12 protein-coding genes are annotated in these 14,090 nt (G+C 68.1%); 6 read left to right on the forward strand and 6 right to left on the reverse strand.

Features of this window, described 5'->3' with window-relative positions; translation table 11 throughout:
* Positions 1–6: 6 nt before the first annotated feature.
* Both rsgA and aroA read right to left on the reverse strand, forming a co-directional pair.
* Positions 7–1,101: a ribosome small subunit-dependent GTPase A gene (gene rsgA, locus GcLGCM259_RS05230; RefSeq protein WP_138172964.1), complete on the reverse strand. Its 1,095-nt coding sequence runs from the start codon at positions 1,099–1,101 to the stop codon at positions 7–9.
* The gene (aroA, locus tag GcLGCM259_RS05235) at positions 1,098–2,507 is read right to left on the reverse strand and encodes a 3-phosphoshikimate 1-carboxyvinyltransferase (protein WP_246049785.1); all 1,410 of its coding nucleotides are present in this window, start codon (positions 2,505–2,507) and stop codon (positions 1,098–1,100) included. Before aroA ends, rsgA begins: the two co-directional genes overlap by 4 nt.
* A gap of 213 nt (positions 2,508–2,720) precedes the next feature.
* On the opposite strand from aroA, the gene GcLGCM259_RS05240 reads away from it, so the two are divergent.
* Both GcLGCM259_RS05240 and rsrA read left to right on the forward strand, forming a co-directional pair.
* Positions 2,721–3,368, forward strand: coding sequence for a sigma-70 family RNA polymerase sigma factor (locus GcLGCM259_RS05240; protein WP_175419477.1), 648 nt, complete (start codon positions 2,721–2,723; stop codon positions 3,366–3,368).
* Between the two features lie 2 nt (positions 3,369–3,370).
* Positions 3,371–3,631, forward strand: coding sequence for a mycothiol system anti-sigma-R factor (gene rsrA / locus GcLGCM259_RS05245; RefSeq protein WP_054821692.1), 261 nt, complete (start codon positions 3,371–3,373; stop codon positions 3,629–3,631).
* Positions 3,632–3,972: 341 nt separating this feature from the next.
* Here the strand turns inward: rsrA and GcLGCM259_RS15825 are convergent, their stop codons facing one another.
* The 3 genes from GcLGCM259_RS15825 to GcLGCM259_RS05255 form a co-directional block, all read right to left on the reverse strand.
* Positions 3,973–4,047 carry a 50S ribosomal protein bL37 gene (locus GcLGCM259_RS15825; protein ID WP_374700303.1) on the reverse strand — a complete coding sequence of 25 codons (75 nt, stop codon included), beginning with the start codon at positions 4,045–4,047 and terminating at the stop codon, positions 3,973–3,975.
* A gap of 217 nt (positions 4,048–4,264) precedes the next feature.
* Positions 4,265–4,870: a GDSL-type esterase/lipase family protein gene (locus GcLGCM259_RS05250; RefSeq protein WP_138172968.1), complete on the reverse strand. Its 606-nt coding sequence runs from the start codon at positions 4,868–4,870 to the stop codon at positions 4,265–4,267.
* Positions 4,871–5,046: 176 nt separating this feature from the next.
* Positions 5,047–8,805 carry a multifunctional oxoglutarate decarboxylase/oxoglutarate dehydrogenase thiamine pyrophosphate-binding subunit/dihydrolipoyllysine-residue succinyltransferase subunit gene (locus tag GcLGCM259_RS05255; RefSeq protein ID WP_138172970.1) on the reverse strand — a complete coding sequence of 1,253 codons (3,759 nt, stop codon included), beginning with the start codon at positions 8,803–8,805 and terminating at the stop codon, positions 5,047–5,049.
* 429 nt (positions 8,806–9,234) lie between these two features.
* Here GcLGCM259_RS05255 and GcLGCM259_RS05260 point away from each other — a divergent pair, with 429 nt between their 5' ends.
* The 4 genes from GcLGCM259_RS05260 (at position 9,235) to GcLGCM259_RS05275 (ending at position 13,543) form a co-directional block, all read left to right on the forward strand.
* Positions 9,235–10,557: a hemolysin family protein gene (locus GcLGCM259_RS05260; protein WP_138172972.1), complete on the forward strand. Its 1,323-nt coding sequence runs from the start codon at positions 9,235–9,237 to the stop codon at positions 10,555–10,557.
* A complete protein-coding gene (locus GcLGCM259_RS05265) occupies positions 10,550–11,644 on the forward strand; it encodes a hemolysin family protein (protein ID WP_138925950.1) in 1,095 nt (364 codons plus the stop codon). Before GcLGCM259_RS05260 ends, GcLGCM259_RS05265 begins: the two co-directional genes overlap by 8 nt.
* A 148-nt stretch (positions 11,645–11,792) precedes the next feature.
* A complete protein-coding gene (locus GcLGCM259_RS05270) occupies positions 11,793–12,683 on the forward strand; it encodes a metal ABC transporter ATP-binding protein (protein WP_138925951.1) in 891 nt (296 codons plus the stop codon).
* Positions 12,684–12,685: 2 nt separating this feature from the next.
* The gene (locus GcLGCM259_RS05275; RefSeq protein ID WP_138925952.1) at positions 12,686–13,543 is read left to right on the forward strand and encodes a metal ABC transporter permease; all 858 of its coding nucleotides are present in this window, start codon (positions 12,686–12,688) and stop codon (positions 13,541–13,543) included.
* Between the two features lie 64 nt (positions 13,544–13,607).
* On the opposite strand, the gene GcLGCM259_RS05280 is transcribed toward GcLGCM259_RS05275, so the two are convergent.
* Complete coding sequence (locus GcLGCM259_RS05280) at positions 13,608–14,057, reverse strand: Fur family transcriptional regulator (protein WP_138172978.1); 450 nt, start codon at positions 14,055–14,057, stop codon at positions 13,608–13,610.
* Between the last annotated feature and the right edge of the window lie 33 nt (positions 14,058–14,090).

Genomic DNA, 14,090 nt, shown 5'->3' on the forward strand with positions numbered 1-14,090 from the left:
GTGGTGCTACTGGGCACCGAGCTCCTTTTCGTGGGTGGTTTCCCCGGTGGTGACCAGCCGGCGGTAGGATTCGAGCCGGGCGGCGGCCGAGGCCGGGGCGTCGGGGGAGTACGCCCAGGCCTGCAGGGCGCAGCCGGGGGTCTGGGCCATGTGGTCGCAGCCGCGCGGGCACCGGGTGGCGATCTGGCTCAGCTCCTCGAAGGCGGCCAGCACGTGCTCCGGGTCGACCAGGCCCAGGCCGAACGAGCGGATGCCGGGGGTGTCGATCAGCCAGCTGCCCGGCGCGTCAGGCAGGCGCAGCGCCAGCGCGTTGGAGGAGGTGTGCCGGCCCCGCCCTGTCACCGCGTTCACGTGCCCGGTGGCGCGCTGGGCGCCGGTCAGCGCGTTGACCAGGGTGGACTTGCCGACCCCGGAGTGCCCCAGCACAACCGAGACCTTCCCGGCGAGCATGGTGCGCAGCGTGGCCAGCGCCTCGGGGTCCAGCCGGGCGCTGGAGCCGTCGGCGGCCTGCGAATCGATCCCGTCGGCCTCGGCGGTGGTCCGGGAAATCACCACCGGCAAATCCAGTCCGTCGTAGTAGGCCAGGAACCCGGCCGGGTCGGCCACATCGGCCTTGGTCACGCACAGGATCGGGGTGATGCCCGCATCATAGGCGGCCACCAGGGCCCGGTCCACGAACCCGGTGCGCGGTTCGGGGTTCGCCGCGGCCACCACGATCACCAGCTGGTCGACGTTGGCGACCACCACCCGCTCGGTGGCGTCGGTGTCATCCGCGCTGCGGCGCAGCAGGGTGCTGCGCTCCTCGATGCGCACCAGCCGGGCCAGGGTGTCCGGCTTGCCGCTGGTGTCCCCGACCAGCGCCACCATGTCCCCGGGCACGATCGCCTGGCGGCGCAGCTCGCGGGCGCGGGCGGCGACCACGACCCGTTCCCCGGCGGTGTCCTCCTCCAGGATGACGGTGTAGCGCCCGCGGTCCACGGTGATGACCCGCCCGATCTTCGCCCGTTCGTGCGCCGGACGGTCCTTGGTCCGTGGCCGGGAGCCGCGCTTGTTCGGGCGCACCCGCACATCGGATTCGTCCCAGTCCTGATAGCGGCTCATGCGCGGCCTCCTGCCGCGGCGTCCGCCGACCCGCCCGCAGCGGTGTGACTGGACGGCGCCCCAGCGGCCGGTGTGTCAGCGGTACCGGCGGTCGCGGCCATCGCCTCCCACATCCGTGCGAAGTCCGGCATGGTCTTGGCGGTGGTCGCGATGTTCTCCACCCTCGTGCCGGGGGTCACCAGCCCGATCAGGGCGGCGGCGGTCGCCATCCGGTGATCCTCGTAGCTGAGCATGTCGGCGGCGCGGCGCGTGGCGGGCGGGATGATGCGCAACGTGTCCTCGGTGGCCTGCACGGTGGCGCCCACCCGGGTGAGTTCGCGTTCCAGGGCGGCGAGCCGGTCGGTTTCATGCCCCCGCAGGTGCCCGATCCCGGTCAGCCGGCTGGGGGAGTCGGCCAGCGTGCACAGCGCGGCCAGCGTGGGGGTCAGCTCGGCGGCGTCGGCGTAGTCGATCCCACCGATGGTGCCGGTGCCGCGCACCGTGAGCACCGCATCCGCGCCCAACTCCACCCGGGCGCCCATGGCCGGCAGGATCTGCCGCCAGCGTCCGCCGATCTGGGTGGTGTGCCGCGGCCAGTGCGGGATGCGCACGGTGCCGGCGGTGGCCAGTGCGGCGGCCAGGAACGGGCCGGCGTTGGACAGGTCCGGTTCGACGCTGACGCTGAAGGCCGGCAGCCTGCCTTCGGCCACCTGCCAGCCGCGAGCGTCGGGGTCGGTGCTGACCGTTGCGCCCAGCTCGTTCATGCTCTGCACGGTCATCTGGATGTGCTCGGGGCTGGCGACGGCCCCGTCGGCGGCCCGCAGACGCAGCCCGCCGGGCAGTGCCGGGCCGGCCAGCAGCATCGCGGAGATGAACTGGCTGGACCCCGACGCGTCGATGCGCACCTCGGGGCGTTGCCCCAGCTGCTGCGGGTGCACGGTGAACGGCAGGAAGCCGGGCTGTCCCGCGTACTCGATGCGCGCGCCGAGCTCGGCCAGGGCATCGAGCACCGGTCGCATGGGACGCACCCGGGCCCCGGCATCCCCGTCGAAGTGGGCACTGACACCCAGCGCGGCGGCCAACGCCGGCACGAAGCGCATCACGGTGCCGGCCAGCCCGCAGTCAATGTGCACGATCCCCTGGCGCGGGCCGGCGGCGGCGGGCGGGGTCAGGCGCACCGTGGTGGACCGGTCATCCTGCACCGTGCGCTCAACACCCACCCCCAGGGCGGCCAGCGCGTCCAGCATCAGCTCGCTGTCGCGGCTGATCAGCGTGTTGTGGATCGTGCACGGTCCGTCGGCCAGGGCGGCGAGCACCAGATAGCGGTTGGTCAGGGACTTGGAGGCGGGCACCAGCACGGTCGCGTTGATCGGTTCGGTTACGGACGGGGCATCCCACATCGGGTGGTCGCTGACATGAGCCGGCACGTGTTCTTCGCACTTCCTTCGCTTGGTTTCCAGGCCCGGTCCCCAGGAGACAGGCCCTAGCAGAATCCTACCGTGGGCACCGGGAATTATCCGGTCTGGGCGGGTGTTGGAATGAGTGTGACGAGACTGGAAGGAACCATGGGAACAACTGCAAGTGCCCCCTCGGCCGTCGCGGTCCTGCCCCGACCGGCCGGTGAGCGCGTAGACTGGGCGATGATGACGGAAAATACTTTGGGTTCCGGCGTGCCCGATCCCGCTCAGGAAACCGACGAGCAGCGCCGCGAGCGTTTTGAGCGCGACGCGATGCAATACGTCGACCAGTTGTATTCGGCGGCCCTGCGCATGGCGCGCAACCCGGCGGACGCCGAGGACCTGGTGCAGGAGGCCTACACGAAGGCGTTCTCCGCGTTCCACCAGTACAAACCGGGAACCAACCTCAAGGCGTGGCTCTACCGGATTCTGACCAACACGTACATCAACCTGTACCGCAAGCGCCAGCGCGAACCCCAGCGCACCAGCACGGACACCGTCGAGGACTGGCAGATGGCCCAGGCCGCGGACCACACGCCCACGGGGCTGCGTTCGGCGGAGGTCGAGGCGCTGGACCGGCTGCCGGATTCCGATGTGAAGGCCGCGCTGCAGGCGATCGGCGAGGATTTCCGCCTGGCCGTCTACTTTGTGGACGTGGAGGGCTTCAGCTACAAGGAAGCCGCCGAGATCCTCGGGGTGCCCATCGGCACGGTGATGTCACGATTGCATCGGGGACGGAAGAACTTGCGCGAGTTGTTGGCTGACTACGCCAAGGATCGGGGAGTGCCCGCGGCGGTATCCCACTCCAAGGCCAAGGGAGCGGAGAAGTAGAAATGGATTGCTATTCACTGGGCGACTGTGCCGATTCCCGGCTGGTGCGCATCTACAACTATCTCGATGGCGCGCTGACCCTGGAGGACATCAAAGAGGTCAAGCGGCACCTGGAGCACTGCCCGGAATGCACCGAGCAGTACGACCTGGAGTGCATCATCCGATCGGTGGTGCGCCGCAGCTGCCAGGAGCATGCCCCGAGCCAGCTGAAGGAAAAGATCATGGTGCGCATCTCGCAGATCCGGGTCGAATCCGGGCACTAGCCGTGGCCTTGCGCCCCCACGGGAACACCACAACTGCATACGGTTCGGTACCCACCGGTTTGCCCGGTGCCTACCACCACGACGCACCCAGCCGTCGACACCAGCACTCCGGCCGATCGGCCGGCACACCGGTGTCGGCGGCTGGTGCTATGCGGGGCGGAGATGACGCGCATCGCCCGGGCGGAGTTTGACCTGCCGGGGTTTGCCGCCTCGTGCCAGGCGGAGAACGCCGTCGGGCGAAGAGCGGGCGGGACGGCGGATGCAGGGGCAGGTCGAGGATAAAGAAATCCCCGCAGGGCACCGGAAGAATCTGGTGCGCTGCGGGGATCATCCATATCAGCTTATGCGTTGGGGCGCTTGCCGTGGTTTGCTGAACGCTTACGGCGGTCCTTACGCTTACGTGCGCGCTTCGACATAGTGCCTCCTTAGATAGGGATTGCGATACCGCCGCCAGTAGGCGGTGGTCCGGCCACCATTGTTTCACATGCGGGAGGGCTTTGTCGTTTGTGGCGTGCCACACGCGCGTCGTGGCAGCGGGGCACAGCGCCGTGCTGCGCGGCGCGGGGATGTGGCCAAGCATGGGGTGTGACCAAGCGCGCCAAGAGATGCACGGCCGGATCCCGGGCGGGCGGCTTAGCCTTCGCTTGGCTCGGGAAGCTCCATCCAGTTGTACCAGCCGCGGTGCAGCACCAGCCACGCCATCAGCCCGTAGCCGGCCTGTCCGGGCACCCCGCCGTTGGCGGTGAGGTCCGCGCGCCACTGGGTGTGGGCGCGCAGCGGGGTGAACGTGTCGATGTAGTGGTGGTTGCGCCGCAGGGCCACATCCGAGTAGACGCGGTTCAGTTCGGCGACCCGTTCGTTGCGGGCGTCGTCCAGCCCGGGGGCGGGACCCACCAGCAGCGCCTTGATCGACATCTGGCTGGCGGAGTCCAGGATGTTGGCCAGGTTCAGCCGGCTGCGGGCGGTGGAGACCTCAAGGTCAACGTCCCGGTCGGACAGGGCGATCACCAGCCGGTTCTCGACCCGGTCGCCAAAGCGCCGGGTCGCCTCGCCCAGCCAGCGTTCGGCCAGCGCCTCGGACCCTTCGGCCGGGGCAGCCAGCACAAAGGACTGCAGGCGCAGCGCGGGATCCTGGGTGCGCGCCAGGACCCGGCCAAACCACCCCAGGGCCCGGGGGTCACCATGTCCGGCCAGCAGTTCGTCTCCGATTGCGGTGATGCGGATGGTGCGTAACTCCAACGGGGGACCTTTCGTGTGCCGATACCTAGTTCCCCACCTTAGCAGTGAACGCGGCGTGAACCCGGGCAATTGGGGAGGTGTTTAACGTGATGGTGCCGGCACCTGCCGGGCACCGCGACCCATTGCGGGGGAGCGGTGCCCGAAGGTGCCGGCACTATGCGCCGGTCAGGGCCGGTTTAGCGGGCGAACGCCTGCTGCAGCAGCACGGCCTGCTCGGCCTCGTGCCGCTTGGAGGTGCCGGCGCTGGTGGCGGCCGACGCCGGGCGGGAGACCAGGGTGACCTTCTGCTCCAGGCTCGGGGCCACGTACAGGCCGAAGAACGGCCACGGGCCCTGGTTGGCCGGCTCGTCCTGCACCCAGCTGACCTTCGCGTTCGGGTACTTGGCCAGTTCCGCGGCGATCTGCTCGGTCGGGGCCGGGTAGAGCTGCTCCACGCGGATGATCGCGGTCTTCTCGTCCTTGGCCTTGGTGCGGGTGGCCAGCAGGTCGTAGTACAGCCGGCCGGAGACCAGCAGCACCTTGTCCACCGCGTTGTTATCGGAGATCGAGCTGTCCCCGATGACCTCGCGGAAGCCGCCGGTGGTGAAGTCCTCCACCGAGGTGGCCGCCGCCTTCAGGCGCAGCAGCTGCTTCGGGGTGAACACGATCAGCGGCTTGCGCGGACGGGCGTAGGCCTGGCGGCGCAGCAGGTGGAAGTGGTTGGCGCCGGTGGAGGGCTGGGCTACGACCATGTTGTTCTCCGCGCACAGCTGCAGGAAGCGCTCGATGCGGGCGGAGGAGTGGTCCGGGCCCTGGCCTTCGTAGCCGTGCGGCAGCAGCATCACCAGGGAGGAGGACTGCGACCACTTCTGCTCGGCCGAGGAGATGAACTCGTCGATCACCGTCTGGGCGCCGTTGACGAAGTCGCCGAACTGCGCCTCCCACATCACCAGCGCGTCCGGGCGCTCCACCGAGTAGCCGTACTCGAAGCCCAGGGCCGCGTATTCGCTGAGCAGCGAATCGTAGATCCAGATCGGGGCCTGGTCCTCGCTGAGGTGGTTCAGCGGGTACCATTCCTCGTCGTTGATCCGGTCGTGGAACATCGAGTGGCGCTGCACGAAGGTGCCGCGGCGCGAGTCCTGGCCGGCCAGGCGCACCGGCACACCCTCCATGGAGAGCGAGCCCAGGGCCAGCAGCTCGGCGAAGCCCCAGTCGATGCCGCCCTCGCGGCTCATCTTCTCGCGGCGCTCCAGCAGGGAACGCAGCTTGTTGTGCACGTTGAAGCCCTCGGGGATCGCCAGGTGCGCCTTGCCGATGGCGGCCACGGTCTGCGCGGAGATCGCGCTGGGGCGGGCCCCGTCGCGGGTCAGCTCATCCTCGGCCTGGGCGAACGGCTTCTCCAGGTCGTTGATGGTCGAACCCGGGGTGACGATCGGGATCGGGGAGGTCTGCGCGGCGTGGGTCTCGGAGAAGATCCGCTCCAGCGACTCGCGGTACTCGGCCAACGCGTTGTCGGCCTCCTCCTGGGTGATGTCGCCGCGGCCGACGAGCGCCTCGGTGTACAGCTTGCGGGTCGAGCGCTTGGCCTCGATCAGGTTGTACATCATCGGCTGGGTCATCGACGGGTCATCGCCCTCGTTGTGCCCGCGGCGGCGGTAGCACACCAGGTCGATCACGACGTCCTTGTTGAACTTCTGGCGGTACTCGAAGGCCAGCTGGCCCACGCGCACCACGTCCTCCGGGTCATCCCCGTTGACGTGGAAGACCGGGGCCTGCACGGCGCGGGCCACGTCGGTGGAGTACTCCGAGGAGCGCGAGGAGCTCGGGGCGGTGGTGAAGCCGATCTGGTTGTTCACGATCACGTGGATCGTGCCGCCGGTGCGGTAGCCCGGCAGCTGGCTCATGGCCAGGACCTCGGAGACCACACCCTGCCCGGCGAACGCGGCGTCGCCGTGCACCAGGATCGGCAGCACTTCGCTGCGCGAGCCCAGGCGGTCCAGCTTGGCGCGCACGATGCCCTCCAGCACCGGGTCCACGGCCTCCAGGTGCGAGGGGTTCGCCGCCAGGTAGACCTTGGTCTCGTTGCCGGCATCCGAGGTGTAGGAGCCCTCGGTGCCCAGGTGGTACTTCACGTCGCCCGAACCCTGCACGGACCCCGGGGTGGCGGTGCCCTCGAACTCGCGGAAGACCTGTGCGTAGGTCTTGCCGGCGATGTTGGTCAGCACGTTCAGCCGGCCGCGGTGGGCCATGCCGATGCCCACCTCGCTCAGGTGCTCGTCGGCGGCGTCGGAGATGATCGCATCCAGCAGCGGAATCAGCGACTCGCCGCCTTCCAGGCTGAAGCGCTTCTGCCCGACGAACTTGGTCTGCAGGAAGGTCTCAAACGCCTCGGCGGCGTTGAGCTTGGACAGGATCCGCTTCTGCTCCTCGGCGCTGGGCTTGCGGTACGGGCGCTCCAGCTTGGACTGGAACCAGTCGCGCTCCACCGGCTCCTGCAGGTGCATGTACTCGATGCCGGTGGTGCGGCAGTAGGCGTCGCGCAGCACCCCGAGGATGTCGCGCAGCAGCATCCGGTCCTTGCCGCCCAGCCCGCCGGTGACCCATTCGCGGTCCAGGTCCCACAGGGTCAGCCCGTAGGTCTTGATGTCCAGGTCCGGGTGCTTGCGCTGCACGTACTCCAGCGGGTTGATGTCCGCCATCAGGTGCCCGCGCACGCGGTAGGAGTGGATCAGCTGCTGGATCCGGGCGACCTTGTTGACCTGCAGGTCGATGTCGACCTGGTTGTCCACGGCCCAGCGCACCGGCTCGTACGGGATGCGCAGCTGCTCGAAGATCTCGTCGTAGAAGTCCTGCTCACCCAGCAGCAGCGACTCGACCAGCTTCAGGAATTCGCCAGAACCGGCGCCCTGGATGACGCGGTGGTCGTAGGTCGAGGTCAGGGTGATGTGCTTGCCGATGCCCAGGGCGGCGACGGTCTTCTCCGCCGCGCCGCGGTACTCGGCCGGGTACTCCAGGGCGCCGACGCCGATGATCGCGGCCTGGCCCTTGGACAGGCGCGGCACCGAGTGCACGGTGCCGATGCCGCCGGGGTTGGTCAGCGACACGGTGGTGCCGGCGTAGTCGTCCGCGGTGAGCTTGTTGCCCCGCGCGCGCTTGATCAGGTCCTCATAGGTGGCCCAGAACTCGTTGAAGCTCAGGGTCTCGGCGGCCTTGATGTTCGGCACGGCCAACATGCGGGTGCCGTCGGGCTTGGGCATGTCAATGGCGATGCCGAAGTTCACGTGGGCCGGCTGCACGGCGGTGGGCTTCTTGTCCACCACGTCGTAGGTCACGTTCATCGACGGGAACTGCTTCAGCGCCCGCACCACGGCGAAGCCGATCAGGTGGGTGAAGGAGATCTTCCCGCCGCGGGTGCGCTTGAGATGGTTGTTGATGACCACGCGGTTGTCGATCATCAGCTTCGCCGGCACGGCGCGCACGGTGGTGGCGGTCGGCACGGTGAGGCTGGCGTCCATGTTGTTGGCGATGGCCTTCATCGGCCCGCGCAGCACGGTGCGCTTTTCCTCGCCATAGGACTGGTTCGAAGTCTGGGGTTTGGGGGCCTGCGCCGGGATCGGGGCGGTTTTCGGCGCGGCGTTCTGCTTGCTCGGCTCCGGCTTGGCGGCCTGCGGCTTCTCCGCAGCCGGCTCGCTGGAGCGGGCGGCAGCGGCCGCGCGCGGGGCACCCTGGGTCTTGGCCGGGGCGCTCTGCGGCTTCGCGGCGGGCTGGGCCGGCTTGGCTTCCGCAGCCGGCTTCTTCGCCGGTTCTTCCTCGTCTGCGGTGAGGGACTCGAAGATGTCCCACCATTTCTTATCGACCGAGTTCTTGTCGACGAGGTACTGCTGGTACAGCTCGTCTACTAGCCACTCGTTTCCACCGAACTCTTCCGTTAGCCGATGGTGTGCTTGCTCTGGCACGTGCAACGCCTCTCCCTGATTTTCTACGCTGTTCTAGCTTGGGCGGGCGGTGGCCCGAGGACGCTATGAGTGGCCACCGTGCACACAAGATTTCTAGACCTCCCAACAGTCTAGTGACATTTTGCGCCAGTTGGCTAAGACGCGGCACGGATCACAGGATCGGATGCTCACATATCTCCCGCTCACCGGGGGATTTGTGCCGTTCATCTTTTTCATCTGTCGGTGATGCGAAGTTAAGCTTCGTTCGTTAGACTGATGCGCACTATGGACAGTCATTCTCCGTGCCGGCCGGTCGCCCAAGGGCGCAGCGCCGGCAGCCCCAGACATGAACAGGTGGGCTCCGCCTCCCGATTGGAGCCTTCTAGTTGCCGCTGGGCGGCAATTGGAATTACTTTCACCACACCGGCCCTAGGGGGAAGCTAGCCCCCAATGGAATGGTTATACATCCTGCTCGGCCTGCTGCTGATCCTGGGAACAGGGTTCTTCGTGGCCGTCGAGTTCGCGCTGGTGGCGCTGGACAAGTCCACCGTCGCCCAGGCCGTTGAGGCCGGCGAACGCGGTGCCAAGCCGCTCTACCAGTGCCTGACCTCGCTTTCCACCCAACTTTCCTCCTGCCAGCTGGGCATCACGCTGACCACGCTGCTGACCGGTTATGTGCTGGAGCCGGCGATGAGCCAGCTGCTCAGCCCGTTGCTGGTCCAGCTGGGGGTCACCGGCGCCAGCGCCACCGCAATCTCAGTGGTGATCTCGATGACCCTGGCCACCCTGCTCTCGATGCTGATCGGCGAGCTGATCCCCAAGAACCTGTCGATCGCCCGGGCCATGACCGTGGGCAAGGCGCTGGCCCGCCCGCAACTGGTGTTCACCGCAATCTTCAAGCCCGCCATCCTGGCGCTGAACGGGTTCTCCAACCAGGTGCTCAAGCGGTTCTTCGGCATCGAGGCCAAGGAGGAGATCTCCGCGGCCCGCAGCGCCCAGGAGCTGGCCTCGCTGGTGCGCCGTTCGGCCGAGCTGGGCACCTTGGACAACCAGACCGCCAAGTTCGTTGAATCCACCATTGAATTCTCCGAACGCACCGCGGCCGACGTGATGACCCCGCGCACCACCATGGCGACGATCGACTCCGAAGCCCCGCTATCGGAGCTGATCAGCCTCAGCGCCGAGACCGGGTTCTCCCGGTTCCCGGTGATCGAGGGCTCCAGCGACCGGATCCAGGGCGTGTGCCACATCAAGCGCGTGGTCTCGGTGCCGCGTGAACGCCGCGGCGCCCTGCAGGTCGGGGAGTTCGCGATGGACGCGCTGTACGTGCCCGAAACCATCCACCTGGACATCCTGCTTGAGCAGCTGCGTGCCGCCGAGTATCAGGTGGCGATCGTGATGGACGAATACGGTGGCACCGCCGGGTTCGTGACCCTGGAGGACCTGATCGAGGAGATCGTCGGGGAGGTCTCCGACGAGCACGACGAGGACGAGGAGGAAGTGATCGCCCAACCGGACGGCGCCTGGCTGTTCCCGGGCATGTTCCGCCCCGACCAGATCAACGACCACTTCGACGCGGACATCATCCCGGATGACGCCTCCTACGAAACCATCGGCGGCTTCATGCTCTCCGAGCTTGGCCGCCTGGCCCAGCTGGCCGACGTGGTCACCACCGAGGCCGGCAGCTTCACCGTGACCGAACTGGACGGCAAGCGCATCGCCCAGGTGCGCTTCGTGCCGGCCGCACCGATCCAGGAGGCCGAGAATGAGTGACTTCATGGGCCTGGTCTGGCTGGTGGTGCTGCTGCTGGCCAACGCGTTCTTCGTGGGCGGCGAGTTCGCGGTGATGAGCGCGCGCCGCTCGCAGATCGAACCGCTGGCCGACGACGGGCACAAGCGCGCCAAGGTGGCGCTGTGGGCGATGGAGCACGTCTCGGTGATGCTGGCGGTCTGCCAGCTGGGCATCACCGTGTGCTCGCTGCTGATCCTGAACATCTCCGAACCGGCGATCCACCACCTGCTGGTGGTGCCGCTGCAGGCCATGGGCGTGCCGGTGGCCGTGGCGGACACCAGCGCGTTCCTGATCGCCCTGGTGGCGGTGACCTTCCTGCACGTGACCTTCGGTGAGATGGTGCCCAAGAACATCTCGGTGTCCGTCGCCGACAAGGCGGTGCTGCTGTTGGCCCCGCCGCTGGTGTGGCTCTCCAAGCCGCTGCACCCGGTGATCTCGCTGCTGAACGGCTCGGCGAACCTGGTGCTGAAGATGTTCGGCGTCGAACCGCAAAACGAGGTCAGCAGCGCCTACACGGCCGCGGAGGTGCGCTCGATCATCCAGTCCTCCTCCGAGGAGGGCACCTTGGAGAACGAGGACGCGCTCCGGCTGAGCAAGGCGTTGGAGTTCACCTCGGTGACCGCCAGCCAGTGCATGGTGCCGCTGGAGGACCTGTTCACCCTGGAATGGGGGCAGACCACCGCGCGGGAGTTCGAGTCCAAGGTCGCCAAGACCGGGTTCTCGCGCATGATGATCACCCGCGAGGGGATCCCGGTGGGCTACTGGCACGTGAAGGACGTGATGCTCATCGACGACGAGCATTCGACCCAGCCGCTGCTGAACCTGCCGCTGCACCCGCTGGGCCAGGTGGCGCACACCGATGAGATCGAGGTGGCGCTGGAGGCCATGCGCCAGCAGGGCAACCACCTGTCCACCGTCATCGACGCGGACGGGAAGGTGACCGGGGTGGTGTTCCTGGAGGACATCATCGAGGTGCTGGTCGGTGAGATTAGCGACACCACCCGGAAACGCCACGTTCCGCCGCGTGCGCCGCGCAACGGCCACGCCCCGGGAACGGCAACCACATAATCCGCCGCGCACGGTGCGAAACCGCGCCGGGCACAAATAGGAATCAGTCGCAATTAGGATAGAATGGCCGTGGTGCCGCGCAGGACGCGGGGCCACGGCCATTTGCCGTCCGCGCGCCGGCCCCCACCAACCACACGAAAGCCGCAGAATGCCAGCAGAACCGATTGTCTCCTTCCAGCACGCCCGCCTGGCCTTCGGCCCGCGCGTGCTGTGGCAGGACCTGGACCTGGACGTGCGCCCCGGTGAATTCCTGGCGGTGCTCGGCCCCAACGGCTCGGGCAAGACCAGCTTCATCAACACCATGCTGGGCACCACGGTGCTCGAATCCGGCACCGTGCGCATCGAGGGCAAGCCGGTGCGCCGCGGCTCGGAACTGGTCGGGCTGATCCCGCAGCAGCGGCCCATCGCCGATCACGTGCCGCTGCGCGCCCGGGACCTGGTGGCCCTGGGCGTGGACGGGCACCGCCCCGGGGTCCGCCTGGCCCGGCGCAAGGTGGCCGAGCGCGTCGATGAGCTGCTGGAGCTGGTCGGCGCCAGCGGCTACGGGCAGCGCCCGGTCGCCGAACTCTCCGGAGGGGAGCAGCAGCGGCTGCGGGCCGCGCAGGCGTTGGCCTCCAACCCGCGGGTGCTGCTGTGCGACGAGCCGCTGCTGAGCCTGGACCTGCACCACCAGCAGGCGATCAGCGAGGTGATCCACCGCCAGGCCGTGCAGGCCGGCAGCGCGGTCATCTTCGTCACCCACGAGATCAACCCGATCCTGCCCTACGTGGACCGGGTGCTGTACCTGGCCGGCGGGCGGTTCCACATCGGGACCGTGGATGAGGTCATGCAAAGCGAGGTGCTCAGCGAGCTGTACGGATCGCGCGTTGAGGTGCTGCGGGTCAACGGGAGGATTGTGGTGGTCACCGGGGACGGGGAACGCCAGGTGCCCGATCCGGTGACACCGGAAGAGGGCGGGCCGGATGGCCAGGCGGCGCCAAAGGGTGAACCGGAAACGGGCGAACCGGAAACCCGTGAACCGGGTACGGCGGGACGATAGGCATGGGGTTGGATAATTTTCTTGAGCGCGTGATCAATTTCGAGGATTACGCCCAGCTGTTGCCGCTGGTGAGCAACTCCCTGATCGCCGGGGCCGTGCTCGGGGTGGTTGGCGGGCTGATCGGCATCTTCATCATGATGCGCGACATGGCCTTCGCGGTGCACGGCATCGCCGAACTGTCCTTCGCGGGGGCCTCCTTCGCGCTGCTGATCGGCGCGGACGTGGTCACCGGCTCGGTGTTCGGCTCGCTGATCGCCGCGCTGGTGCTGGGCGTGCTGGGCACCCGGGCGAAGGACCGCAATTCCATTACCGGGGTGCTGATGCCCTTCGGGCTGGGCCTGGGGATCTTGTTCCTCTCCCTCTACGAGGGGCGCAGCGCGAACAAGTTCGGGCTGCTGACCGGGCAGATCGTCGCCGTGGACGAGGCGCAGCTGGGCGGCACGCTGGTGATCAGCGCCGTGGTGATCCTCGCCCTGATCATCATGTGGCGCCCGTTGACCTATGCCAGCGTCGACCCGGTGCTGGCCCGCGCCCGCGGGGTGCGCACCTCCGGGCTGTCGATCGTGTTCATGGTGGTGCTGGCCCTGGCGGTGGCCATGTCGATCCAGGTGGTCGGCGCACTGCTGGTGCTGGCCCTGCTGATCACCCCCAGCGCCGCCGCCCTGCGGGTGAGCAGCAACCCGGCAATCACCGTGCTGCTCTCGGTGCTGTTCGCGCTGACCAGCGTGGTGGGCGGGATTCTGCTGGCGCTGGGCGGGGCGCTGCCGATCAGCCCGTACGTGACCACGATTTCGTTCGTGATCTACCTGGCGTGCCGGCTCATCGAGGCCGTGCGTTCACCCAGCCGCCACCAGGTCTAGCGGAACCGGGCACTCCGGTCGCCGGATCCGCCGCCCCGGCGGCCCGGCGCGGCGGGCGTGGCGGTTACTTGGCGTCGATGCGGGGCTGGTCGGCGCGGTTCTGCCGTCGGCATTCGGCGCACAGCCCATAGATCTCCACGGTGTGCTCCGGCTCGCTGAAGCCGTGCTCCTCGGCCACCCGGGCCGCCCAGCGCTCCACCGACGGGGCCAGCACCTCAACGGTCTTGGCGCACACCCGGCACACCAGGTGATGGTGGTGCACCTCGGTCACGCACTGGCGGTAGCGGGCCTCACCGTCGCCCGAATGCAGCACATCGACCAGCCCGTCGTCCGCCATCGACTGCAGCAGCCGGTACACGGTGGCCAGCGAGACCTTGTGGTTCTGCTCCTGCAGCCAGCGGTGCAGCTGCTGGGCGGTGGCGAAATCGTTGACCTGGACTAACGCCTCGTTCAATGCCACACGCTGCTTGGTAACCCGGGTTTCCCCGGCACGCGTGGTTGACGGCTGCGTCATATGCGGACACCACTCCTATTAGTTGCCACGGGC

The sequence above is a fragment of the Glutamicibacter creatinolyticus genome (genome assembly GCF_006094275.1).
Classification (GTDB): domain Bacteria; phylum Actinomycetota; class Actinomycetes; order Actinomycetales; family Micrococcaceae; genus Glutamicibacter; species Glutamicibacter creatinolyticus.